Source organism: Candidatus Tisiphia endosymbiont of Sialis lutaria (assembly GCF_964026535.1).
Classification (GTDB): Bacteria; Pseudomonadota; Alphaproteobacteria; order Rickettsiales; family Rickettsiaceae; genus Tisiphia.
This window is the reverse complement of the sequence record NZ_OZ032153.1, coordinates 718498-743084: the sequence shown is the minus strand read 5'-3', so window position 1 is coordinate 743084 and position 24587 is coordinate 718498. Positions and strand designations below refer to the sequence as shown.

Here is a 24587-nt window from a genome sequence, read left to right as displayed (position 1 = left end):
TTAAAGTATATTATATTTTGTACTGGCAGGTGTGTCAATATTATTGACTGACTATGATAAATACCATAAGGTGCAACTAAGAAATAGAAGAAGTAGAATTATTAATAATCAATTGACTGTAGTCTCCTAGATTAGCGGATGTGGGATAATGACAAAACTAAATGATGCTTTACAGATGGGTAACATTTATTGTATAAGAATATAGGATTAAATTATTTAAAAAATTATCAAAATGAATATTCATGAATACCAAGCAAAGATGATTTTGAGACAATATGGTATACCTACTTCTAAGGGAGTTGTGATATCGCAAAAAGAAGATATCGATAGACTAATTGATGATTTAGAAGCAGAAATATATGTGGTTAAAGCCCAAATTCACGCAGGCGGTAGGGGAAAAGCTGGGGGTGTAAAAGTTGTAAAAAGCAAAGAAGAGGCAAAGAAGGCAGCTCACGCGATGTTTGGAATTGACCTAGTAACTCATCAAACATCATCTGCTGGGCAAAAGGTTCGTCGTTTATATATTGAATCTGGCTGTGATATTCTAAAAGAATATTATTTTAGTGCTGTTTTTGATCGTAGTAATAGTAAAGTAACTTTTATAGCTTCTACTGAAGGTGGTGTAGATATTGAAGAGGTTGCTCATAATACCCCACAGAAAATTATCAAAATATCAGTTGATCCGGCAACGGGTATACAACCATTTCATTGTCGTCAAATAGCATACAAGCTTGGCTTTAAAAATGAACAAGCTAAACAAATGATGAAAATTGTTGAATCAACCTATCAGGCTTTTATAGCAACTGATGCTAACCAAATTGAAATTAATCCATTAATAACCAAACCTGATGGTAGTTTATTGGCACTTGATGCTAAAATTAACTTTGATGATAATGCATTATTTAAACATCCTGATATTTTAAATATGCGAGATAATGATGAAGAAAATGCTCTTGAAATGCAAGCAAATAGCCTTGGTCTTAGTTATGTCAAGATGGATGGTACTATTGGTTGTATGGTAAATGGTGCTGGGTTAGCTATGGCAACAATGGATATTATTAAGCTTTATGGGGCTGAACCAGCAAATTTTTTAGACGTTGGTGGTGGAGCTGATCGTGAAAAAGTAACGGAGGCTCTGAAAATAATTTTATCAGACCTGCATGTACAGGGAGTTTTAGTTAATATTTTTGGTGGTATAATGCGTTGCGATATAATTGCTGAAGGGATTATTGCTGCAGTAAAAGAGATTGGTATTAAAGTTCCACTAGTTGTACGTTTAGCCGGCACCAATTTTGAATTAGGTAAAAATATTTTAGCAAATTCTGGTTTAAAAATAATCGCTGCAAATGATTTAGGTGATGCTGCTGTTAAAATTGTCGCTGCGGTAAAGTAATTGTATGAACTTAGGCATTATTACGAAATAATTTTTTAACTTTAGTGCCAAAACATCCTGGGAAATTATGACCTCAGACAAGCCAAAACATGACGAAATCTTTCGCAAATCTATGGAGAATCCCATAGTTGCTAAAGAGTTTTGGCAACTCATTTGCCTAAAGATGTGTTGGCTTTAATCGATAGCACATCTTTAAAATTAGAAAAAGATAGTTTTATTGAGCCAGACCTTTCTGAAACTATTTCTGATGTATTATTTTCTGTTAAGTTTAATGATCAGGATGGCTATATTTTTTTGCTATTGGAGCATCAAAGTACTGTTGATAAAATGATGGCGTTTAGGTTATTTAAATATATGATTAATATTTGTGATCGATATTTAACTACTAATCCTAAAGCTAAACGCCTTCCAGTAATTTATCCCCTAATAATTTATAATGGCAAGAAGAAATATAATGCACCTCTTAATATATGGAATTTATTTAGCCATCCAGATTTAGCCAGAGGCTTTTGGACAAATGATTGTCAGCTTATTAACGTACATGATATCCCCGATGAGGAGCTAAAGAAAAAAGTATGGTCTGGGATTTTGTTATTTTTCCTCAAACACATCCACGAACGTCAATTACTGAAAAGATGGCAGGAAATTTCTCATCTCTTGCCTAAATTGAGTAAAATAACAATAGGCTATGACCATATAAGAAATCTATTACAGTATACTTTGATCTTTATTGAGCAAAATGATAAAATAGAGTTAGAAAAAATATTAAAAAATAGTTTAACTAAAGAAAAAGGAGAAGAACTTATGCCTAGTATAGCTCAAGTATGGAAAGAAGAAGGGATAGAGATAGGGCTACAGGATGGTATTAGAATCGGAATACAGGATGGTATTAAAATCGGAGAAGCTAGGGGAGAAGCTAGAGGTAAAGCTAAAGGTGAAGCTAAATTAATAAAAATGATGATAAACAATGGTAACTCTATTGAAGAAGTAGCGAGAATTACTGGACTATCTATTACTAAAATCAATGAATTACTGAAACTACAGTAAATTATTAAATTAATCATTGTAACAAAATAATTTTTTAATTTCTAGGAACTAATTAAGATTGGGTTCTGTTATAACCCAAGATGTTTTATAAAATTAAAAGGGTACTTTATTACAGCTTTTTAGTCTCAAAAGAGGTCTATTTTAATCATTATCTTAAAAAATACGGAAAAGGTATATATGTCAATATTAGTTGATAAAAACACAAAAGTAATTTGCCAGGGTTTTACTGGTTCCCAAGGGACTTTTCATTCTGAACAAGCCATCAATTATGGCACTAAGATGGTAGGAGGAGTGACACCTGGAAAAGGTGGTAATACTCATTTAGATCTACCTGTATATAATACAGTACATGAAGCAGTTGAAAAAACTGAGGCTACTGCCAGCGTTGTTTATGTTCCACCACTATTTGCGGCTGATTCAATTTTGGAAGCTATAGATGCAGGTATTAAATTAGTAGTGTGTATTACAGAGGGTATACCAGTACTTGATATGATAAAGGTCAAAAGGGCATTAGTAGGATCAAAAACTAGATTAATTGGGCCTAATTGTCCAGGTATTATTACTCCTGATGAGTGTAAAATTGGTATAATGCCTGGTTATATTCACAAGAGAGGAAGAGTTGGAATTATATCTCGGTCAGGTACTTTAACTTACGAAGCAGTAGCACAGACTACAGCTATTGGTCTTGGTCAATCCACCTGTATTGGTATTGGTGGGGATCCAGTTAATGGTACTGATTTTGTTGATTGTATTGAAATGTTTTTAAAAGATGATGAAACAGAATCGATTATTATGATTGGTGAAATAGGTGGAGATGCTGAAGAAAAAGCTGCTGAATTAATAAAAAGTTCAAAGATTAAAAAACCAATAGTTAGTTTTATTGCTGGTATTACTGCTCCTGAAGGAAAAAGGATGGGGCATGCTGGTGCGATTATTTCTAATGGACAAGGGTCAGCTGAACATAAATTGGAGGTACTACAGAGTGCAGGGGTCACTATCACTAGATCGCCAGCTGATATCGGTAAAACTATGTTCGAACTATTAGGAAAAATCTAAATTTTAAAAAACACAAAAAGACATGATAGGGAAAGTAATAGTTTTTATGATTCCTTCTTTCGAAACTAATTTGCTGTTGCCTTCCTTATCAAACAGCTAACATTATTATTTTGTTCATCAGAAATTCCTAATGCTGTTCTATAATGATAATCAGTAGCCTTAATGTTTATCCCACGCATAATCAAAAATTTTGCCATATAATAATTGCCAATTTCTGCAGCTTCATGTAAAAGAGTGTAATTATCATTCCCCCTTTTTTGAATGATTGAGTAATTATCCAAAAGAACCCTAAGAGCAAATAAATTATTTTTTCTAACTGCTTCAAAAGCTCTATCTGTTGCATCATTTACTATACTACTAGCAACATGCACATCACTATTATAATTATCAATAAACCTATTTATTATCTTTCTTTGATTCTCTCTATGCTCACTATCATAAATTCTCTTAAACATTTGAATAAATGCATACATCGCCATTTGATTTAATCTTGCCTCTTCTGTAAGTTCTCCCAATACTATATCATCATCTGGCAAAAATAACATTTGTTTTTCATCTTCTATGAACAGAGCCATTTCCGGTGATATTTCTTTAATACTACTAGTTAAACTTTTAGCAATTGGAGTAGATTTATCAGGCTGTTTGTTATTTACTGTTCTCTCTTTAACAACCTTACTAGATTGCTCTGATGGCTTATTATCTTTTACGAATACTGGTACAGGTGTTTGAGCTTGCGGTATTACAGAAACTGGAGAGCCTTTAGGAATAACAGGTACAATGGTAGGTTCAGTCACTTTAGGTTCAGTACTTTCCTTAGGTAATATTGCTGGTATGATATGGGGAGTTGCTTGAGCCTCAGTCGGCTTTTTTTCTTGTGAAGAAGGTAATATATCTAAATTAGGCGTAACCACTTCCTTTTTATCTTCACTACCTACTTGCTGCAACTCTACTGAATTTTTCTCTTTATCAGGCATAGTTATAGGCGGCACAGTATCTTGACTTTCTGTATTATGATTTTCAGCTGGTGGTAGGGTAGAATGGTTATTAATATTATTATTGTTTTTATTGGACTCTTCTGGCTCAATTTTCTGAGATGGAATTTTATCTAATTGTTCTGATTCTTTTAGGTTATTTATTTTTTTATCATCTAGAGTATTTTCTAGAATTGGTAATTTATTATCTCCTAAATCAATGAAAGAATCTGTTTCGCCCTCTTCCTTACTGCTATCTTGTGGTGTGGGTATTGGTTTTACTGATTCTGGTATTTGAGCATCTTTCTCGGAGTGCGTAAACTGCTGTATTTTTTTCAGCAAAGAATCTGTTTCTCCTGAATCTTCTTGATGTTTATTGACTTTATCATTTTCTAATTGTGGTAATGCTGGAGGAAGAGGTGGTGGGGCAGAATAAACCTTATCTGTAAACAAAAAAATAGTTATTAGAAATATTACCAGAAATTTTTTACAACTTAATCTAGCTAATAATTTTAGAATGACAAAACTCCTACTCTCATTTTCAAGAGTTCTATTAAAGTACATTAGAATTCTCACATTATTTTATATTATTAGTATAGCTAACTCAACTAACCTTATGACATCACTGTAATTAGACCTCTTGCATAACCTAAAGATAATTGAGGAATTTTTAGGAAAAACGAAGTCGAGTACCGCAACGTACTAAGATGTACGTGCCAATTAGATTAGGTTATGCAAGAGGTCTATTGTAACATAATTTACTTCCTGCACTAAGTTATTTTTGCTATCTCTCATTTAGCTTGATCATTTGGCAATAACTTTTGAATCTCTTTTTCTACTAACTGCTTTACTAATAAAGGCAAATTTTTATCTAACCATTGTCTCAGTTGCGGTCTTATCATCTCAACAACTAGCTCCTCTAACGTTTTAACCTTAGAGTTTGCATTTGCGTTAATCTCTTGAGCTGCTTTCGAGAAATGTTGAAAAATCTTAGTAGTTTCTGCTGCCGATTTATCGGATATCAACGATTCCTGCAATAATTCTTCTGTTAATTGGCTCTGGGGATTATCCTCTAGTCCATCTTCTTTAACCCAGGTTTTCTCATGCAAGACTTCCCCCTCACCTACTATATTAGTCAATTCTAATATATCGTCATCATTAGATTGGCTGCCACTACGATTATCAATCATCCCTTTAATTGATTTCAATATTTCCTCAATTGACATATCTTGATTTTTCTTATGATCTTTACTCATAATTAAAAACCTATAATAAGCTTTTTCTTAAGTCCCTTAAACTCATCTTCAGGAGTAAAATATTTAACTTTCAAATTCAAGCTTTTTGCCGTCAATTCTCCCAATAAAGATTTAATTTGGTAAGCCATTAAGATAGAGTCTTTATGTGCATCAACTTTTGCTATCTTAGCATTATATAATTTTTCTTCAGCAGTAAAAACTTCTAAGACTGTTTTAGAGCCAACAACTTCTTCCTGCATTGTCCCATCATAAGCTATTTGGGCAGCTTCTACCCCTTGCGATGCGGCAATAATTCTAGATTTTGCTGCTTCAAATCCTTCCCAACTACCAATAGCACTTGCCCGTATTTGTTTTATTGTATCATCAAGTTGAATAACAGCACTCCTAGTACTATTTTTAGCTTTCCTAATTTTTGAATATTCAGTACCCTTAGAATAAATAGGTATATTAACTGATAAGGTTGATGTGGTGCTTCTATTATTGAGGCGATCCATTGGCTTTTCTGGAATATAGTAAGTTTTACCAGATTGAACTTTAAAACTTACCTTAGGCAAAAGTTCAGTCTTTGCTGCTATCTCGGCAGCTTTATGACTTCTAACACTATGTCTTGTACTATCTATGCTAGGATTAACATTTACCGCTCTCTGTATTAAACCCTCTAATGAATTAGGCAAATTGTCCGGCATAGAAGGCATAGCAATATCATCAGCTTCTATACCAAACAGACGAATGAAGTTTGCTTTTGTTGCTTGATAATTAGCATATAGGTTTAATCTATTAGTCTCAGATGCTGCAAGAGATGCCTTGGCACTAGCGAAATCTATTGATGTTGCTTCACCTAATTTTAGTTTTTCTTGAATGGTTGCTAATTGATGTTTGTTAGTTTTTACACTAATTTCAGAAATCTCATATTTTTCTTTTGCTTCATAACATTCGAGATAATTTTTTATTAAGCTTAAAAGAACCTTCTGCTCTCCCTCATAATATTTAGCACGCGATGCCCTGAAAGCTGACTGGGCAGATTTCAAAGTTGCAACACTACTACCACCATTAAATATAGGCTGCTCTAAAATAAAAGCTCCTTGTTTTGATCTTACCTCTTTTTTAGAAGAATGAGCATATTGACTATCCGGTTTACTACCACTAACATTATAATCAATATTATAAGATATGCTAGGCATAAAACCTGAAAAAGCTGCAGAGAATTGCTCAACCTCAGCTAAAAAATTCTGTCTAAGGATTTTTAAATCGCCATTATTATCATACGCACTAGATAAAGCGCTAGGTAAGTCGACAGCCAAAACTGAACAATTGAACAAAATGATAATGGAAAAATGCGTAACAAAACGTGTAAATTTATACATAGTTGATTCTAAATATGTTTATGTTAAAAAATTGGTAGATTCTGCAACAAGTTAAAGCTATCATTGAGCTAAAAATTGACCTATTGCAAAAGCTAACATATTATAGCTAATATGTAACATATCAAAAACTAACCTTAAGAGCAACATAACAGTGTTAAACTATAGTTTTTATTTGTATTATCTTTAAACAAGATGGTAGATTATCAATTAAAAAATTTAAATTAAATTTATTATGCCTAACTTATATTCTTTCCTTGCAAAAAGTGCTTTACCTAGTATCTTATCAAACCCTTCAATTGCTTCTACTGTACAGCAATTAAAGTTTGATTCTACGAATACATTCAAAATGTTTTCTAGTAACTTAAAAAACATAAAGAAAAGAGCTGGTTATATATATGACATATTTGTAGATTCAGATTCGAATGATCAACAACATGCTCAACAACAAACCCGAGAAATAGCTGAAGCTTTTAAAAAAACAGTCGGCAACTCCTTAGATGATTTAGATAAATATCTTGACGAACAAGAACAAACAAAAGAGGAAATGTGGTTTTTTGAAAGTACTTTTATTGAATACATAATAAACATTCTTGAAAGCATTTTACAGTTTCAAAATAAACTAAATGCCTCGTATCCTGGAGCGTCAGAAAAGATTATCGATTTTTGTGGAAATTTATTAATTGCTTTAATATCTATACAAATGCCGATAGTTGGTTTGGTACTCAAAGGAAGTGGCTTGTTAGATTCGGTAAAATCTTTTCTCAGTACGGAAAATCTAACAAAGACAGTAGATAATTGGAAGGCAAAACTAGGAACAGTTGAAGAAAAATTAGTAAAAATAGAACAGCATCCAGATCTTAAAGAAAAATGCTGCAAAGCAAAACAAATTGCTGAAATATCAGAGATAACTGGAGCTTCACCTGTAGCTGTAGCGGCATTAGGGTTGGATAGTGACTCTTTGAACAAAGTTAAAAAATCGGTTGCACAAGATCCAAAAGAAAAAGATTCTTTTAAAAAACTTATTGACTTGTCTGAAGAAATTCCCTATAGTAAAGGTAGTATAATTGGGGTTATTAGTGCCATATCTGACGGCGTGGGTAAAATCCTTGGATATACGCCAAATAAAGAGAAAGCTCTAAAAAATTCAATCGAACCAGAATTATCCGATATAAAAGAAAACCTCCTCGCTACATTAAATCCTAATAAAAGCATCATTGAAAAATTAGATTGTTGTTATAAAGCAACAAAAAATATATTTACTATCACATCTCAAATACAAGAAGCAGTCAAATTAACACCAAACAGAGAAAAAATCGTTTCAACTTTTGTAAATTTAGTTAAAGATAAAACAAAAAATATCCTTCCTGCACATTTTTTACAAGATATGACATCATTAAAAACTACTTTAAAACCGCTATCCACACTAGTGCAAATTGGTAATGCTATGAAAATAGCTCTTGGAAATAGCAATAACAAAGCCCAAAGCACAGGACGGGAAAGGTAATAGGCACAATTGTTAAAATTAGAAGAGGATGCAGGTTTTAGAGGTAATCATGGCAGTTTAAAAGTTGCAAAAAAATAATTGGCGTCATTGCGAGCCACCGTAGGTGGCGTGGCAATCCATAAAAAGAAGACAAATGTCACCCCTGCTTCGGTGCGGGGTCTAGATCACAACTGTTGAAAGTTAGAAGAGGAAGCGGTTTTAGACCGGATAGTTTAAAAGTCGTATGTGGTCAACGTCTATTAGCGAGAAAGACCGTAGGTCGACTAAGCAATCCACAAAAGCAACCAAAGATGGATTGCCACGACCTACTTGCGTGGTCTCGCAATGACAGAAAACCTATCTAAAACCCGCTTTACCTTCTAACTTTCAACAGTTGCGGGGTCTAGATTCCCGCTTACGTGGGAATGACAATAGACTCTGCTAATAAACTACCACTTCTAGTGGAAATAATAGACTCCCCATCGTTTCTACTATACATTCATGGTCAACCTTAGTATCAAAATGTCCCATATCTGCTAGAGCTTTAAGAGTACATGTTACTGCAGGGACTTTATGACTATTATTGTGCCACAACCATGGATGTTCGAAAAAATAAGCTTGTTCTCCTTTCATGTCTTGAGGGGTAAAATTATCTAATACTTCACCCGCTTTGTTCTGAAGAGTCCAATTAGAATATTTCTTATAACCTTTTTCTTTTGTGACTTGTATAGGTACAGATACTCCTTCTCTTTCCAATACTTCTTGTTGTCGTTTTATGTCTAAAGCAAGCTGAGCTTCATTGTAATCACACATCATACGATCCGTTTTATCGTAGCCAGCACTTTTCATAGCCTCGATTTTCTCTGTTAAATCTTCTAACGTTTCGTTGCTACATTTTGTAGTATTATCTCCTATAAAAATATTTGCCTCTTGTCCTGCAGCTTTAAATGCTTTAATCAATATTGCTCTCATTGCTAAATTGGAACAGTTATCATGTAATACCAATTGAAATAATTAACGCGGTATATTAATCCACTCTCTATACATAATTGATTTTACTAAAGTTACATTTTTACTAAGTTGATTCCAGGCATAGCAAGCATTAGCAACGATATCTTCGTATACACCGTAACATTGATTAGATAGGAAGTGATTTTTGTTCCACTGCCAAATTTGTTCCATCGCATTTAATTCCGGTGCGTATGGCGGAAGCGGTACCAAGGTAATGTTACTTGGAATAATTAATTTTTTCGCTGCATGCCACCCGGCATTATCTGTTAATAATGCAACATGCCTACCAGAATCAATAGTCAAAGAAAATTCATCTAAGAACTTATTCATTGAATCAGTATTGGTATATGGTAAAATTAACGCAAAAGATTCGCCCGTATCATGGCAAGCAGCTCCATAGATGTATGTTGAGATAAATTGTTGTTGCCTTACTTTCCTAGGTCTGCTCCCACGTTTAGCCCATATGCGACTTAAACTACCTTGCTGCCCAATTCAAGTTTCATCCTGTGACCAAATGTCAACCTTACTCCAATCAATATCTTTTGGTAATAATACTTTTAGCATATTGGCGAAGTTTTTTTATATGTATTTTGAGTTGCTTGATTAGATTTTGGGTGTACTGAACGAGAAGTAATCCAGCTAAAACCAAGTCGATGTATAGTGTTATAAACTGTTTTTAAACTACATTTAATACCATATGTTTCAAATAACATATTATGTAATTCCTTTCCTGTTATATAACCACCTGTCTTACTTTCACTCAACATATTTATTTTATCAGACAAAAAAGATTCTTGTAAGCTATTGAATTTTCTAAACGCACCACTCCTATGCGATTCAAATAATCCATCAAAGCTAGAGTTTCTAAATCTTCTAAGCCAAGATTGTACTGTTTTCCAGTGCGATCCAACTATTATCGATACAGTTTTCAATGACTTGCCTGATTGCAGGTGATGCATTGCTAATAAGCGTATGCGATTTCTTCCGTGCGACTCGTTTTTCATTAGGCATATGAAATCATGCTCATGAAAACCTTTTGGTAATATTAATGTTCTTGCCATTTTACTACCTGCTCAAGTTTATATTCCCATATTATAATATACCTCCTTAACTATTTCAATTGGTATTAAACTATTTTTTGAGCTACGAGGCTCCCCAAACTCAATCCTCAAGAACGAGCAAGAAGTATTACAAATCAGGCAACAACGTAAGATGATGCAAATGCAACAGTTACAACAGCAACAGATACAAGGGCAATGATCAAATGAAACTATCAATTAACTCCTCATCCCCATCACCTTTATTAAAAAAAGAGCAATTAAAATCAATTTATTGCAAGCTTTTTAGTGGAGAAGATGGTAAAATAATATTAGAGGATTTAGCTCAAATGAGCGGCATATATCGTAGCAATTTCGTTCGGCAGGAAAGTGAGTACACTGCCTTTCTTGAAGGACATCGAGCATTGTTCCTATATATATGCTCACAAGCTTCAGAAGATGATGGAGTTAATAATATTGATGGTGCTAAAATGAACCAGATAAATAAAGGCAACATTTAGTAATAATTAAGAGGTTATATTATATGTTTTTATCAAAATTTCTTGACCCTAAAAATGATTTTTGTTTTCGCCAAATATTTGGTACTGAAAAGAATAAAGATATACTTGTTCATTTTTTAAATGATGTCCTAAAATTTGAAGGTAGTGACAAAATAACTAATGTGGTATTTTTACCAACTATCCAAGACCCTGATATTGCTATTTACAGAAAGTCTATAGTTGATGTGTTATGCAAAGATCAACATGGTAATCAATTCATAGTAGAGATGCAGGTAAGTGAACATAAAGGATTTGAGAAAAGAGCTCAATATTATGCTGCTAAAGCATATTCTAAGCAAATACTCAAAGAAGATGAAAACCATAAAAAGTTGGCAGTATACGCTAAATTAAAAGGAGTAATATTTTTAGCAATAGCAGATTTTGTGATGTTTGACGATAAAAAACATTGGAAATCAAAACATTGTCTTTTAGATACAGAGAGCTATGCCAATGATTTAAAAGATTTTCATTTTGTTTTTTTAGAACTCGAGAAATTTAATAAAACTATTAATGAGCTGGAAACTATTGAAGAGAAGTGGATGTACTTTTTTAAGCATGCAGGGGATAGTACATTAACCTTAACAGATATAGAGCATTTAATAGGTAAGGATAAAATTATTAGGAGAGCCTTTGAGGCTGTAGACCAAGCTAGCTGGTCAGAAGCAGAACTTAATACTTATGAGGAAATAACTAAAGCCCGTCTTGATAATTTAGCGGTAGAGCAGCAAAAAATTGAAGATGCTGAAGCTAGAGGTAAAGCTGAAGGAAAAGCTGAAGGTATTAAAGAAAACGCTATAGTCATGGCAAAAAAAATGTTGGCTAAAAGAAAGCCAATAGATGAAATCATTGAATTTACCGGGCTAACCCTTGAAGAAATAGAGAAGTTAAAAGAAGAAATGGAAACATTGAAAGAAGAATAAGCAGATGAGTAAAGAACTAATTGCCAATAACTATGAAACTAGCCCCACTTCCTCTGGTAATGACTGGTTAGCTAACATGCCTGAGGAAATGCGTAAGTCTGAGTCACTTAGTAAATTCAAGGATATCTCATCTTTAGCTCAGAGCTATTTGGAAGCAGAGAAGAGCTTAAATCAGCGAGTCGCTGTGCCAAAAGATGACAGCTCTGATGAAGAATGGCATAAATTCTATTGTCGGCTTGGATTGCCTGAAGATAAGAAATATACTGATAAACGCTCCAAGGAAGATGAAGAGTATTTAACCCGTTATGAGGATATGTTTTACCAAAGCGGATTATCTAAAAGACAAGGTGAGAAACTGCTTAATTCACTGTATGGTTTTTCGCAGGATTTGCAGAAACAGCAACAAAATGCTATTGAGCAAACACGTCACTCTCACATTGATTGGCTGAAAAATACTTATGGTAATGCCTTTGATAATAAAATGACAGTGATGCAGGCAGCCTTATCTAAGTTTGGTACTAAGGAATTGGCTGGATTAATTGAAGATTCGCATTACGCACCAGCTTTAGTAGATTTATTAGTACGAGTCGGTGAAACTTTAAAATCTGACTCGTTAGTAACTGGTAAAGAGCTACCTGGCATTAACAACCGAGAGGCGGCATTGTCAGAGATAGATAAACTTGATTCTGACCCCGAGTTTGTGGTAAAATTAAAGACTAAAGACCATACGGGACATGAGCAAGCTGTTAAACGTATGCAACAATTATATAAAATCGCTTATGATAAAGAACAATGAAAAATAACATAAATTAATGTAACCAACCAATCATTAAAGTCATGAAGTAGGTGACAACTCATTTTAAGGCTGCAACTTCGCAATAACCTAATCATAAAAGAGCCACTAATAGCATATATACCCGAAAGGTCGTTAGCTGCGTAGCAGACAACGAACACCTTAAGTTTTTTTATTCGAGTATGTATGATATCGCACTTTAAATATTGATAGATTATTTGAGGAGGAAATATGGAACAAATAACAGACGGTCTTAAAGAACAATTTGCCAAAAATATCAGCTTAATTACTCAGCAAGAAGGCTCTAAACTACGAAAATGCGTTACTAATGGTACGCAGGATACAGAGGTAATTAGTTTTGAGTCAATGACTACCCATGAGGTCGAGAGTAGGAATCGACGGGCAATTGATCCTGAAGATCATTTACATGGACATTATACTGATGCTGGAGACCCTGGTAGATTAGAACAAATAGAATTTAAGATACCAACTATTTCAAGACGGTTTTTGACTGCTTCTGCCTATCATTGGAACGCTACTATGGATAGAAATGATAAGTTGAACCTACTAACCGATCCCACTTCACATTTTCCTAAAATGGCAGGTTGGGCTATGGGTAGACAACAAGATAGAGTAATTATTAGTGCTTTTGCTAGTCCAGTTCGAGCAGGAAGGACAGGTAGCAATGTAATTAACTTCGACGTAGCTAATAATGTGGTACCAGTAGGAATTAAGGTTACTGATACTAATTTTACCTTAAATGCTCAAGTTGCGGTTGCTGCTAATAAAGGGGTCATTGACTCGAAAAGAGCCGGGCTAACTGTTGATAAATTAATAAAAGCTCATCATATCTTAAAAAAACGCTCTTTTGGTATGTATGATAAATTATACTTGCTGTGTTCAAGTAACCAAATCTCAGACTTGTTACGTGACCCGCAAATTACTAATTATGACTATAATAACGTTAGAGCTTTAGTAAGTGGTGAAGTTAATAGTTTCTTAGGATTTACCTTTATTACTAGCGAGATGCTGGGTGGTATATATGATAATACTGGGGAGGGGAATCAATCTAGATATGCTGTTAGGGATTGCTATGCCTTTAATGAAGGAGCTATAAGATTTAACACGGTCAGTGGTTCTAACAAGAAGGGCATTGAAGAGCTAGTACAATATCATTATGCCAAGGTGTTATATTACAGTGAAGCCTTTAGCTAGCCGTGATAATGAACAAGCAGTAGTAGTAATTAAATGTTTAGAGAATTACGATCGTAACAATCATCATGGTGAATTATGGAAAGCAATAGAGACGGTGCATTACAAAAGAGGTGTGCATAGCATAACAATGCCATGGCAGATGTTTGGCAATCAATGTCGGAATAGTGATAATACAGAGAATATTGAAGATAATGATTTAACAGTAATTGCTAATAATAATTTAGCTATGCCACAAACGGCTGTTGCAAGAAGACCAGTCGGCGGTGGTGGTGAGGCGTAGATGTCTAACTACAAAATTTATGCATGAAAAATTTGTATTATTTGTAGCTGAGTGTAATTGTGAAATATGAAATTATCAAGAAGGCAGTAGTGTTACTTGGATCAAATGTTAGTATTAGTAGCATTGGTGGTGTTAGAGTATCAAAAGCCGAGGAATTATGTGAGGAATTTGTTAACCCTGCTATTGAAGATACTATATTAATGGTTAAATGGTCATTTGCTTTACGGAGAGTTGATAATATTGAAGCTAACAAAGCTAATAGACATAACTTCACCGAAATACCAGATATTGACGATTGTATTAAATGTGCAGTAATAGTACCGTCTAATCTACAATTTTATACGGAGGCAGGTAAGATTTACTTTAAGGGCGGTAAACTTACCTCGCTGTTTTACTACAGCAGAAATATTGTTGATAATTTACTAAATAACGATACGACTATTTGGCAACAAGTGCCTGCTAGCTTTAAGTTATTAGCGGCTTTATCGTTAGCCTCACAAGTATCATTTGCTATGTATTCAGATAGTTTGTTTGCTGATGGACTAAAGAAACAATATTTAATCAAACTAGAAGAAACAAGAAGGATTTACGCGGTTGATTATAATCTGATTAATTCCGGCGAAGTGTAATATTTAAAAATCAAATTATGTTAGACATAAATAACATAATTAATCCAAGAAGTAGAGTATAATAAAACTTTGAAATATTTGAAATATAGGTTATTCTGGATATAGACTCTAAAAAGAAACTATCAAGAAATAGAACTGTTATGATTAAATCCTTTCTGGGTTAGCTATACGATAATAAAAGGGCAACAAACAAGGCGATAGAGTATTTCACCCAAAGCTGTAGTCCAATACGCTAACAATTTCAGTCCATATATTGCTAGCTTTTTTATAATACATAGCTAACCCAGAAAGGGTTTGATCATATATTTTCATAATAACCTAATATTTTAAATCTCTCAAAATTTTATTATACTCTACTTCTTAGATTCATTCTAACCATGTTAGCAATATGCAACAAGAACAATTTGTTTACTCACAAAAAAATAACTTTTCAGGTGGTGAGTTAACGCCAACCATTGAGGGCAGAACTGAGCTGGCATTATATCAGAATGGCGTTAAAAAGTTGATTAACTTCATGCTACTGCCGTCAGGTGGTATTATGCGTAGACATGGTACACAATTTGTTCATTTGTTCAGCGATAATGTGCCAAAGAAAATGGCAGCAGTGATGTTCTCAAGGAAATTATCTTACTTGCTGGTTTTTGAATCGCATCAGCTAGAGACTCGTTGCTTATTCTTTGTTGGTGGGGAATTGTTGTTAACTAGTAAAGTTATACAGGATGAGGGGCAAAATTTTCATTTTCGTCCTAAGGATTTTTCTTATGTAGTATTTCAAGGAATTGCTTATATCTCCTTTGGTGATAAGAGACCAATCTTTAAATTCTCCATTGACCCGCAAGTTATTGAGCAATTTTACCAACATATTGAAGAGCAGGCAAGAAAGAGACAGGTAGAATATGGTGAAAGAGCCGAGATAGCCTCTAGTAGCAGCTATGAGCTAGCCAGCAATTTCCCTGGTAAAGAGAAGATGTTTATTATTGAACCACTGAAATGCCAAGTTAATTATTTTACTGTAGGGCAAACCGGATATAATAAAATACAAAAACCTTTTAATGAAGTAATCTATGGAGCGGAAGTAGATAAAATTAACGATACACTAAAAGACCTTTACCAGCGAGCAGCAAGTTTATCATATACTAATCAATCTCCCATCTACCAAGCACAGCAGGAGAAATTATATTGTACTTCAGTGGTTACTTTTGAAAACCGGTTATGGTGCTTTGGAGTCAATAAAAATATTCATTCAATTTGGGCAAGCTATAAGGGTGATTTTAGTGATTTTAGGATGGCATATAGAACCCTGTTAGAGGCTCGTAATCCTTTAAGTGCTTTTTCGGCAACTTTCTCCTCCTCAACTTTTGATAATGTCTTATGGTCGGTGCCTTTTGCCGATGAATTATTATTAGGCACTAGTGATGGCATCTATTTAGTCAAAGAAGGAGATCGAGCTAAGGGAGAATTTGTCAAAATCCATAAAGAGATTGAGCTACCAATATCACCACTGAAACCAGTAATAATCGGTAAGACCATCTTTTTTGTTGAAGGTAATGGTTGTAAAATTAATAGTTTGTATTATTCACAAGAAAAAGGTGGTTTTCAGATATCAGACATCACTGCCTATGCTGAGCATATATTTGCTGGTGGCATTAGACAAATTGTCGGCTGTAATAGTCCCTTTTCAATGATAGTGGCAGTGTTAAAAAATGGCTCTTTTGCTAGTTTTATCTATTCACATGATTTAAAAATTATGGGTTGGTCGCAACATTGGCTAGGTGGTAATGGTCAAGTATTAGGCATCACGCCAATCTATGCTGAAAGTGCCGATATGTTATATCTGCATGTTAGGAGAAGTGATGATACTGGTGTAAGTAGCAAGGAATATCTGGAAGTGCTGCAAACTCGTTATTTTTCCGCTAAGCATTTTGTAACCGATAAAGCCGTTTATGCGGATTGTCATGTAAATATCCAACAGCCTGGAGAGAATGCGGCTTATCGGTCAATGATACAAACATTAAAGGACGATAGTGCTTATGAGTTTAGAGGTGATATAACCAAATTAGAGCATATTGTACAAGCTCAAGCAGAAACTATCTTGAGACTTAAGTTAGATAATGTTGGTAATTCTTTTAAATACAAAAACAAGCTAGTTGCTAATTATGATGAACATAGAACCGAGATAGAAAGCTTTTTACAAAAATATTATCAAAATTATTTGCCTAAGATTATGAATATTTTGGCGATATCTTTTGCCTATCATCGAATATTTTCGCGTATTTATGCAGAATTAGATAATTTCTTTTTAAATAATCCTGAAAGCTTTGTGACAATCGAGCAATTATTATATGATGGTGAGCGGCTTGGTGGGGATATTATTGAAGCGGTGGAAGGACTAAATGAAGATGATGTACCAGCTATTTTAAGAGATGGTGGCTTGATGGAATATCTACCTAATAGTGCTTTTTCTTTCCGTCCAACTATTTGTTTGCAAATAAAAAAGCTAAATACCGAGCTAATCAAGTTCATTGCTGGTACGGTACAAGACATTATGGCAACTGCCAAGCAGAATATCGATCTACAGTTTGAAATAAGTAGAGAAATACAAGAAATGCGATCAGCAGTTAGCCATATCAATAAGAAAATATTGCTATATTATGCCCAGCAGGATAATGATAAAAAATCCGGACTGCTAGTTAATTTAAAAAAGTTTTTTGCCAAAACTGGAGTGGATTTTTACCCAGAATTGCTAAATATTGCTCATCCAGAACTGACTAAATATATATTTGGTGAGCAAAGCAAACAATTAATTAGCCAGCAAATTACTGGATTTGATCAACATACTAACAAGCAACAAATAAACGATAAATTATCAACTATTACCAATCAATTAATCGATAAATTACAACAAATACATAATGACAACAAGATTAATGAGCTAACCAATTTTAAGAGGCGAGAAGAAATAGTTGTTTGTCTAAGAAGTATCATACTCGATAAACCATTAAGTAAAAATGTTCGGGAATATATTTTGTCTGATAGTTTTAGTCAAACTATCGATAATGTTGTAGATGAAGTAGCCGACAGAATGGCACCGGTAATGGCAAGAGAGTGCGACTCCTCATTAGACTTCCTGGATAAGTCAGAGATAGTTGAGGGATTTTTAGGAGAAACGAAGCCGAGTACCGCAGCGTACATAGACGTACGTGAGCAACGAAGGCGAGTTTCGACGACAAAATCACCAACTAGATTGAGTTATCCAGGAAGTCTATTATCGTCCTCTAGAGCGTCGGTATATAGCGAAGAAGATTATACTGATCCACTAGCGGGTAAAATATTTGAGCAAATGCAAGAACTCAAAGAAGGGCTAGCTTATTTGCAGCGAAACATTATTGAGTATTGTCAGTTAATTATGCCGAGCTTTCATCCAGCTTTACTGAAAGATATTCTTGAAGATGAGAAGAGCATAAAATTAGAGAAATATTTACTTTTATCAAAAAGATACTTTCCAGTTTTTAAAAAACTATTTCCTGATATTGGCGGTTATGAACTAAGTAGTATAGCTCGTAACTGCCTACCATCATTCCAACAAATGAATATTGCCACTATATTACCAATCTTTCAGAAAATAGCTGTGTCTATTATTGGTGATGAAGAATTACATGATTTACGAATTATCGATAATGAGCTGATTAAGCTAAAACATCCGGTAAGACATTTGTCGGTAGGTTTTCCTTATTCTTCGATATTACAGACTTTCCCCTTGATATTCCCAGATGAAGTAGAACATGCTCCGAAAAAAGATGCAGAACTTGGCTTGAAGGTCTTTAATAGTAAAGGTGGTTATATTGAAGAAAGGCTTGATAATGGGCAAATAAATCGGCAACATATTAACAGTAGATATGTAGATAGTGATGCATTGATTAGATTGGTTAATGATAAGAAATATTTAACAACATCAACAGCTACTAAAGAGGTGTGTGACTTATTTACCACTCCCTATCAATCAGGTTGGATAAATTTCATTATGCACGGGGAAATTAAAACTGATATTGATGTGACTTTTAAGGTCGATAAACCTTATCCTGTTAGTATATTAAAAATCTATGCTAAGGCAAAAATCTTGCCAAATTATAAAGGAGGTATACAATGAAATTAGTACTATAGAAGCAACACTTTAAAGGAGGTTCTTATGTCTAAACAAGTTAATTGGTATGATAAACCAGAAAATTTTAATAATATAGTAGAAATAGCTAATAAAATTACTGAATCTTACCCCAATAGCAGGATTTTTTCTTTGGGACAAAGTCCAGCATGGTTTGTAAAGGCAGAAGAATTATTAGTTAAAGCTAGCCATCATTCAGAGGCAATATTTGATTATATAGCCTTTTCAGGTAAGTTTTACAAAAAATCGGAGTTAGAGCAGGAATTTAAGAAAGAATTCACAATAGACAAGGGCAATGAAGCAAACTACCGCGTTTACTTGAAATCCATTAATATGGATCCAGATTCTATTATTGACTCCTTTAAAGCAGGGCAACAAACTGTTATTGTAGAATATACTCAAATGGGAAGAGGTTTAGCTTCTTTTCTTTCTGTTTTATGTAACTGGGCTAAAGAAGAAGGGAAAAAAGAATTGCTAGAAGATAGCTTTAAAATAGCCATTTTAGCCCAAGATTGCAATGAGATAACAAATATAATCATTCCAGGGGAAGTTTATTTTCAGTGTGATAAATATTTTGTTGATACTGAGTTAATTATTTTGATGTCTGGTGACAAAGCTGGTAAGGTAGACGGAAGGGAAAATTTAGATCGTTTGGTTCCCTATTATCCATATTGGAAATGGAACCAATCACCTACTCCACTAGAAAACAATGAATTGGTAACAGAGATCATAGGAGAATTGCAAGTATCAGTGAATGAATTCTTATCTACGAATTAGTGAAAAGAAGAAGCTCTTTCTTTTTTTCCTTAAAGCGAGAGACCCCTAGTAATATAGGGGTCATAACGCCAACCGAGTTCCCCAGTCCAAGTACCAATCGGATAATGCCCTATTCTTCGAAAGAATCGACTGCTAAAAATGCCCCCAGTTAGGCAGATTTTTCGGCACATTACACAACTGATACTAGTTATAGTATAACATATTTTTGCAACAAATTAAATAGCTAAAAATCTTTAAACGGTAAAAAATACCAATGTTTGATCTCCTAAATTTTTTCTCGAGCGGGGCAAGTATATTTGCTACGGGAGCCTCTTTGTTTAATACTTATGCTCAACTCAGGAGTAATAAAGAGAAAACCAAGCAATCTTTATATGAGCAGCAGCATTTATTAAGACAGCAACAAGAGAATGTCAGGTTTGACCGTCAACAACTAATCGAAAGAACTGCGGAATATGGAGCAATATCAAGTTATCATGTTGATATGCTGAGGCAGGAGCAGTTATATAATCGCCAACAATTGGGCTATAATATCCTGAAAACTGGTATTGGTATCACTGGCACTGATTCAGCTGGCTTGTTGCTACGGCATATGGCTTATATGGATGAGATGAAGGCAAGAAGCGTAGAAGCTGAACATTTTCACCAAAGACCAAGATCAAACTTAAATACGGCAATGATTGATTTAAACAAGGAAGCAATTAACCGTAATATTGGTTCGATTAGGTCAGCTTCACCTTGGCAAAATCTTGGTACGGTTTTAAGCGGGGTATCTGATCTGGCTAGGATAGCAAGAATTAATGAAGGGACAACAGAGAAGTAAAAAAATAAGAATACTGCAAAAATAATGGCAATAGCTATTAGTGGATGATAAAAATCTGTTATAGTCAATTGATGAGAAGTTGGGGACGTTGTCGCTCGTCGCTCGCCTATTACTTATAGGCGTCGCTCCATCGCTCCTAGCCCCAAATTCTCCTGAATTGACTATATATAGGAAGTTTAATAAAAAAGTGACCAAATAAGATGAAATGGCAAGTTATAGCTGGGATAAGTCAGAAGATTAATGAAGAAGCTAAAGGGTATTTGATACGTAAACTGGAGAAAGATGCCAGTGTAGAAATGCCTAATTTATGGGCAGACTTTATTAAAGATACTACTACGCATTTGCATCAATCACAGAGTAATATTGAGGTAGTCAGTGATAACAAAACTGGTGGTTTTGGTTGCTTAACGCAATTTGATGAATTTCATCCGGATTTTTCAGAAAATAACAAACCGTTCATCGAGTATTTTTTAGGCAAATATGATAAGCGAGCTATCGATTATTTGCAACAAGCCAAGAACCCATTGACTAGGCGGATGTTGCAAGCCAAGATTAATGAGTATAAAATATCTTTAGCTGGACATATCAGCCATACAGAAGCCAAGCTGATTGATGGTAAACGTAACCATTTAGCAATTGAAGCTATCGAAAAGTTTAAGATTGCTACTTATGATAATCCTGAACTTTATATTAGTAATTTACAAGATAGCATAATAGCTATGGAATTATTCACTCAAGCTCTTTATTTTATTCACTATAGCATATATTTCTTTCTTGCTGTAGCTTTTGCTGAAATTTTCATTAGCCGTATCTGTAATACTTTTGGCACTCCATCCTTTAGATAAGTACAAATGTATAAATTTTTCTAAGTCATCTGCTAGATTAGCTGCATTATCCTCTTCAGAAACACCGGAAATTAGCAATACTATTTCCCCTTTGATAATATTCTGTTTATAGAAATTTATAACGTTTTCTATTAATCCTGACTTTACTTCTTGGTGCAATTTAGTAAGTTCACGTGCTATACATATTTCTCTATTACCAAAAATAGCAAGAGCCGTATGTAACGATTGCTCTATTCTGCTAGCAGTTTCAAAAAAAATCAAAGTTGCTTTTATGCTAGCTAATTCTATGAAAATCTTCTTTTTACCTTCAATGGTTTTTGGTAAGAATCCAGCAAATAAAAAACGATCTGATGGTAATCCAGAAATGGGTATAGCGGTGGTTAATGCAGAAACGCCAGGTATAACATCTATGTGATAATTAAGTTTTCTCAACTGCCTAACTAGTTTATAACCAGGGTCAGAAATTAACGGTGTTCCAGCATCAGATATTAGGCTGACTATTGCTCCATTATCAATGAGCTTGCAGATAATCTCTCTTGACTGGTTATCACTATGATCATTATATACTTGTAACTTGGTCTTTATATTATGTTTTACTAGTAATTTTTTTGATATTCTGGTATCCTCGCACAGTATTACTGTAGAGTTTTTTAGTGCTTCTAAAGCCCGAAATGTTATATCATCTAAGTTACCAATAGGTGTTGAAACAATATATAGTCCTGGTTTAAAGATCATGATTTAACCCCAATTGCCAATTATCCCTAATTAAGATAAAGTAAGTATTATGAACAGTATAAAGCAAAAATTTTTAAATATCACCTTATCATTTATATGTCTTGTCTCTTTATTTTCTTGCCAATCTAATAAAGAGGCTATTGTTACTCCTACAACGAAAGAAGTTGTGCAAGAAACTCTAGAAGTGGCAATTTTAATGCCTCTAACGGGAGAAAATTCTACATTAGGTAGACAATATAACCAATTAATTAAAATGGGTCTAGAAGATGGTTTAAAAACTTATGTCCATGTCACTTCTTATGATGGCTCTAATGAGCAGCAGGTACTTGCTGCAATGGATAAAATATTAGCTCGTAAAACAAAAATTATTCTAGGGTCATTATATTCAAACCTTACTTCTCTAATTACCAATAAAGCTAAAACGCATAACATTTTTATAATTACCATGTCTAATAATCCTGTATTGGCAGACCAGAAACTTTTGGTATTTGGGCATGCTCCATCAAAGCAGCTTACAAAAATAATTAATTACTTTGCAGATAATGATTATAAAAATTTTATTGCCCTGCTACCTTCAGGGCGTCATGCACAAACAACAAATCAACTTATTCAAAATATATTAATTCAGAAAAATTCTACCTTAGTGCGGAGTGAATTTTATGCTAATATACCAGAATCAATAGAAAAAGCGGTGTTAACTGTCTCAAATACTGTTGATAATTTAAATGAAATGGAGGATACAGAAACTAAACCTGTAATTTATCTGTCGGATGATGGTAAAAATCTAAATTTGCTTTTTGATAGTATTCATAAGCATAATTTAGATAAAAAAGCAATTATAATAGGCGATAACAGAATAAATATTGATTATTCTGAACCGGTGGATATTATCTTTACTGGTTCATTAAATATTGTAAATAGTAATATAATAGAGAGAGCTAAAAATATAGGCATTAATCATTTATCTTTCATGCACGCTGTGGCTTATGATTTAGGAAAAATAACATCAAAATATATAGATACTAACTTTACGGAAGAACGATTTTTAGCAGCGTTGAATAGTACAGCTCCATATATTGGTATATCAGGTAATATTCACTTTATCGATTCAATAGCCCAAAGAGAGTACGATATAATTAAGAAAGAAAATGGCTTGTATAGCACTATTTCAAAAAGTGCTGACAATTTTTAATGTATAGTCAATTCAGGAGAATTGGCTAACAGGAGCGACGCATAAGCGTCAGTTTAAGAAAATGAAAGTAGAAAAGTCGTCTATTAGCGAGCCACCTTAGTACCCTACAATTTTTATTATATAAGTATTAAACAGCATAAAAACATCATTGCGAGAAGGCGTGAGCCTCCGAAGCAATCCATATAGTCTTGATATATTTATACTAATTCTCATGGATTGCTTCGTCGCTACTAAAGCAGCTCCTCGCAATAACGCTTAGCAGTCAGCTTTTTTACTCATCATAAGGAAATAAATAAAAAATTGTAGGGTATGCTATTTATGTCATGGCAATTGTCATAACATAAACACATTCAGCTCCAGAATCTTTTAAGATTTTAGCGCATTTGTTAACTGTAGTTCCAGGGTCAATACATCATCTACTAATAATATTTTTTGACCTATAATCTGATATTTTTTATTGAGTATAAGGCTATTTGATAAGTTTTTTTCTCGTTCTTTTTTAGATAAAAATGTTTGAGATTTAGTCCATTTTGACTTAATTAATACATCCGGACTAAACGACTTTCTTGCTAATTTGCTAATTTCTAAGGCTAGAATCAAAGCAGGATTATACATTCTAAACAACCTCTTGAACCTATTCATGGGAACTGGAATAATTAAGTCAATGTCTTGAATTTCACTATTATAGTGTGTATAAAATAATTTACTAAAAGTTTTAGCAAGAATAGTTTTATCCTGGTATTTAAAGGCATGAATTATTTTTTTGCTATGCTCATTAAATTTAATTAGACTACGAGATTTATCATAACAAGGTTTATGTTGAAAGCATTTTGCACAACACATATTATCTAAAATTGATATATCTAATCTACTACCACAAATAATACAGTAGGGTTTTGTAATAAAATCAAGTTTTTTCCAACAATTTTGACAAAAATCCTCTTTAGTTTCAGTCATTTCGATACAAGACAAGCATCTTGCTGGTAAGATGTAATCTATAAGATAATCATAAAGTCTACTGATTTTGTGTACGTAATGAAGCAA

Annotated in this window: 24 protein-coding genes; 15 read left to right on the top strand and 9 right to left on the bottom strand. The window is 33.8% G+C overall.

Annotated elements, in window-relative coordinates:
• Window positions 1–232 precede the first annotated feature (232 nt).
• From sucC to sucD, 3 genes are all read left to right on the top strand, one after another.
• Window positions 233–1393: an ADP-forming succinate--CoA ligase subunit beta gene (sucC, locus tag AAGD20_RS03630; RefSeq protein WP_094649396.1), complete on the top strand. Its 1161-nt coding sequence runs from the start codon at window positions 233–235 to the stop codon at window positions 1391–1393.
• A 141-nt stretch (window positions 1394–1534) separates the two neighbouring features.
• Window positions 1535–2440, top strand: coding sequence for an Rpn family recombination-promoting nuclease/putative transposase (locus AAGD20_RS03625; protein WP_341748515.1), 906 nt, complete (start codon window positions 1535–1537; stop codon window positions 2438–2440).
• A 177-nt stretch (window positions 2441–2617) separates the two neighbouring features.
• On the top strand, window positions 2618–3496 hold the full coding sequence (gene sucD, locus AAGD20_RS03620; protein WP_341748514.1) for a succinate--CoA ligase subunit alpha: 879 nt from the start codon (window positions 2618–2620) through the stop codon (window positions 3494–3496).
• Between the two features lie 65 nt (window positions 3497–3561).
• On the opposite strand, the gene AAGD20_RS03615 is transcribed toward sucD, so the two are convergent.
• The 3 genes from AAGD20_RS03615 to AAGD20_RS03605 all read right to left on the bottom strand — a co-directional run bounded on the left by AAGD20_RS03615 (window position 3562) and on the right by AAGD20_RS03605 (window position 7087).
• Window positions 3562–5031, bottom strand: a complete 1470-nt coding sequence (locus AAGD20_RS03615; RefSeq protein ID WP_341748513.1) for an ankyrin repeat domain-containing protein — start codon at window positions 5029–5031, stop codon at window positions 3562–3564.
• 227 nt (window positions 5032–5258) lie between these two features.
• A complete protein-coding gene (locus AAGD20_RS03610) occupies window positions 5259–5723 on the bottom strand; it encodes a DUF2497 domain-containing protein (protein ID WP_094649391.1) in 465 nt (154 codons plus the stop codon).
• 2 nt (window positions 5724–5725) lie between these two features.
• Window positions 5726–7087 (bottom strand): TolC family protein, encoded by a 1362-nt coding sequence (locus AAGD20_RS03605; protein ID WP_094649390.1) that lies wholly within the window; start codon window positions 7085–7087, stop codon window positions 5726–5728.
• A gap of 232 nt (window positions 7088–7319) precedes the next feature.
• Between AAGD20_RS03605 and AAGD20_RS03600 the strand changes: the two genes are divergently transcribed.
• Entirely contained in the window at window positions 7320–8591 is a 1272-nt protein-coding gene (locus tag AAGD20_RS03600) for a hypothetical protein (RefSeq protein WP_341748512.1), read from the top strand.
• Between the two features lie 420 nt (window positions 8592–9011).
• Here the strand turns inward: AAGD20_RS03600 and AAGD20_RS03595 are convergent, their stop codons facing one another.
• The 3 genes from AAGD20_RS03595 to AAGD20_RS03585 all read right to left on the bottom strand — a co-directional run bounded on the left by AAGD20_RS03595 (window position 9012) and on the right by AAGD20_RS03585 (window position 10642).
• The gene (locus AAGD20_RS03595; protein ID WP_341748511.1) at window positions 9012–9542 is read right to left on the bottom strand and encodes a hypothetical protein; all 531 of its coding nucleotides are present in this window, start codon (window positions 9540–9542) and stop codon (window positions 9012–9014) included.
• Window positions 9543–9584: 42 nt separating this feature from the next.
• Entirely contained in the window at window positions 9585–10073 is a 489-nt protein-coding gene (locus AAGD20_RS03590; protein ID WP_341749442.1) for an IS630 family transposase, read from the bottom strand.
• A gap of 65 nt (window positions 10074–10138) precedes the next feature.
• Window positions 10139–10642: a helix-turn-helix domain-containing protein gene (locus tag AAGD20_RS03585; RefSeq protein WP_341748510.1), complete on the bottom strand. Its 504-nt coding sequence runs from the start codon at window positions 10640–10642 to the stop codon at window positions 10139–10141.
• A gap of 203 nt (window positions 10643–10845) precedes the next feature.
• On the opposite strand from AAGD20_RS03585, the gene AAGD20_RS03580 reads away from it, so the two are divergent.
• The 9 genes from AAGD20_RS03580 (at window position 10846) to AAGD20_RS03540 (ending at window position 20771) form a co-directional block, all read left to right on the top strand.
• Window positions 10846–11139 (top strand): hypothetical protein, encoded by a 294-nt coding sequence (locus AAGD20_RS03580; RefSeq protein WP_341748509.1) that lies wholly within the window; start codon window positions 10846–10848, stop codon window positions 11137–11139.
• 23 nt (window positions 11140–11162) lie between these two features.
• Window positions 11163–12098, top strand: coding sequence for an Rpn family recombination-promoting nuclease/putative transposase (locus AAGD20_RS03575; protein ID WP_341748508.1), 936 nt, complete (start codon window positions 11163–11165; stop codon window positions 12096–12098).
• A 4-nt stretch (window positions 12099–12102) separates the two neighbouring features.
• A complete protein-coding gene (locus AAGD20_RS03570; protein ID WP_341748507.1) occupies window positions 12103–12894 on the top strand; it encodes a hypothetical protein in 792 nt (263 codons plus the stop codon).
• A gap of 228 nt (window positions 12895–13122) precedes the next feature.
• The gene (locus AAGD20_RS03565; RefSeq protein WP_341749321.1) at window positions 13123–14106 is read left to right on the top strand and encodes a phage capsid protein; all 984 of its coding nucleotides are present in this window, start codon (window positions 13123–13125) and stop codon (window positions 14104–14106) included.
• Entirely contained in the window at window positions 14069–14386 is a 318-nt protein-coding gene (locus tag AAGD20_RS03560) for a hypothetical protein (RefSeq protein WP_341749405.1), read from the top strand. Before AAGD20_RS03565 ends, AAGD20_RS03560 begins: the two co-directional genes overlap by 38 nt.
• Window positions 14387–14445: 59 nt before the next feature.
• Window positions 14446–15015 (top strand): hypothetical protein, encoded by a 570-nt coding sequence (locus AAGD20_RS03555; protein WP_341749404.1) that lies wholly within the window; start codon window positions 14446–14448, stop codon window positions 15013–15015.
• A gap of 388 nt (window positions 15016–15403) precedes the next feature.
• On the top strand, window positions 15404–19162 hold the full coding sequence (locus AAGD20_RS03550; protein ID WP_341749403.1) for a hypothetical protein: 3759 nt from the start codon (window positions 15404–15406) through the stop codon (window positions 19160–19162).
• Window positions 19163–19201: 39 nt separating this feature from the next.
• Window positions 19202–19951 carry a hypothetical protein gene (locus AAGD20_RS03545; RefSeq protein ID WP_341749402.1) on the top strand — a complete coding sequence of 250 codons (750 nt, stop codon included), beginning with the start codon at window positions 19202–19204 and terminating at the stop codon, window positions 19949–19951.
• Window positions 19952–20204: 253 nt separating this feature from the next.
• On the top strand, window positions 20205–20771 hold the full coding sequence (locus AAGD20_RS03540) for a hypothetical protein (RefSeq protein WP_341749401.1): 567 nt from the start codon (window positions 20205–20207) through the stop codon (window positions 20769–20771).
• On the opposite strand, the gene AAGD20_RS03535 is transcribed toward AAGD20_RS03540, so the two are convergent.
• Window positions 20709–20966: a palindromic element RPE2 domain-containing protein gene (locus tag AAGD20_RS03535; protein WP_341749400.1), complete on the bottom strand. Its 258-nt coding sequence runs from the start codon at window positions 20964–20966 to the stop codon at window positions 20709–20711. The two genes, AAGD20_RS03540 and AAGD20_RS03535, sit on opposite strands and share 63 nt — an antisense overlap.
• 5 nt (window positions 20967–20971) lie before the next feature.
• Here AAGD20_RS03535 and AAGD20_RS03530 point away from each other — a divergent pair, with 5 nt between their 5' ends.
• On the top strand, window positions 20972–21616 hold the full coding sequence (locus AAGD20_RS03530; RefSeq protein WP_341749399.1) for a hypothetical protein: 645 nt from the start codon (window positions 20972–20974) through the stop codon (window positions 21614–21616).
• Here the strand turns inward: AAGD20_RS03530 and rsmI are convergent.
• The gene (rsmI, locus tag AAGD20_RS03525; protein WP_341749398.1) at window positions 21497–22351 is read right to left on the bottom strand and encodes a 16S rRNA (cytidine(1402)-2'-O)-methyltransferase; all 855 of its coding nucleotides are present in this window, start codon (window positions 22349–22351) and stop codon (window positions 21497–21499) included. The two genes, AAGD20_RS03530 and rsmI, sit on opposite strands and share 120 nt — an antisense overlap.
• 49 nt (window positions 22352–22400) lie before the next feature.
• On the opposite strand from rsmI, the gene AAGD20_RS03520 reads away from it, so the two are divergent.
• Window positions 22401–23543, top strand: coding sequence for a penicillin-binding protein activator (locus AAGD20_RS03520; RefSeq protein WP_341749397.1), 1143 nt, complete (start codon window positions 22401–22403; stop codon window positions 23541–23543).
• Between the two features lie 366 nt (window positions 23544–23909).
• On the opposite strand, the gene AAGD20_RS03515 is transcribed toward AAGD20_RS03520, so the two are convergent.
• Complete coding sequence (locus AAGD20_RS03515; RefSeq protein ID WP_341749441.1) at window positions 23910–24587, bottom strand: ComF family protein; 678 nt, start codon at window positions 24585–24587, stop codon at window positions 23910–23912.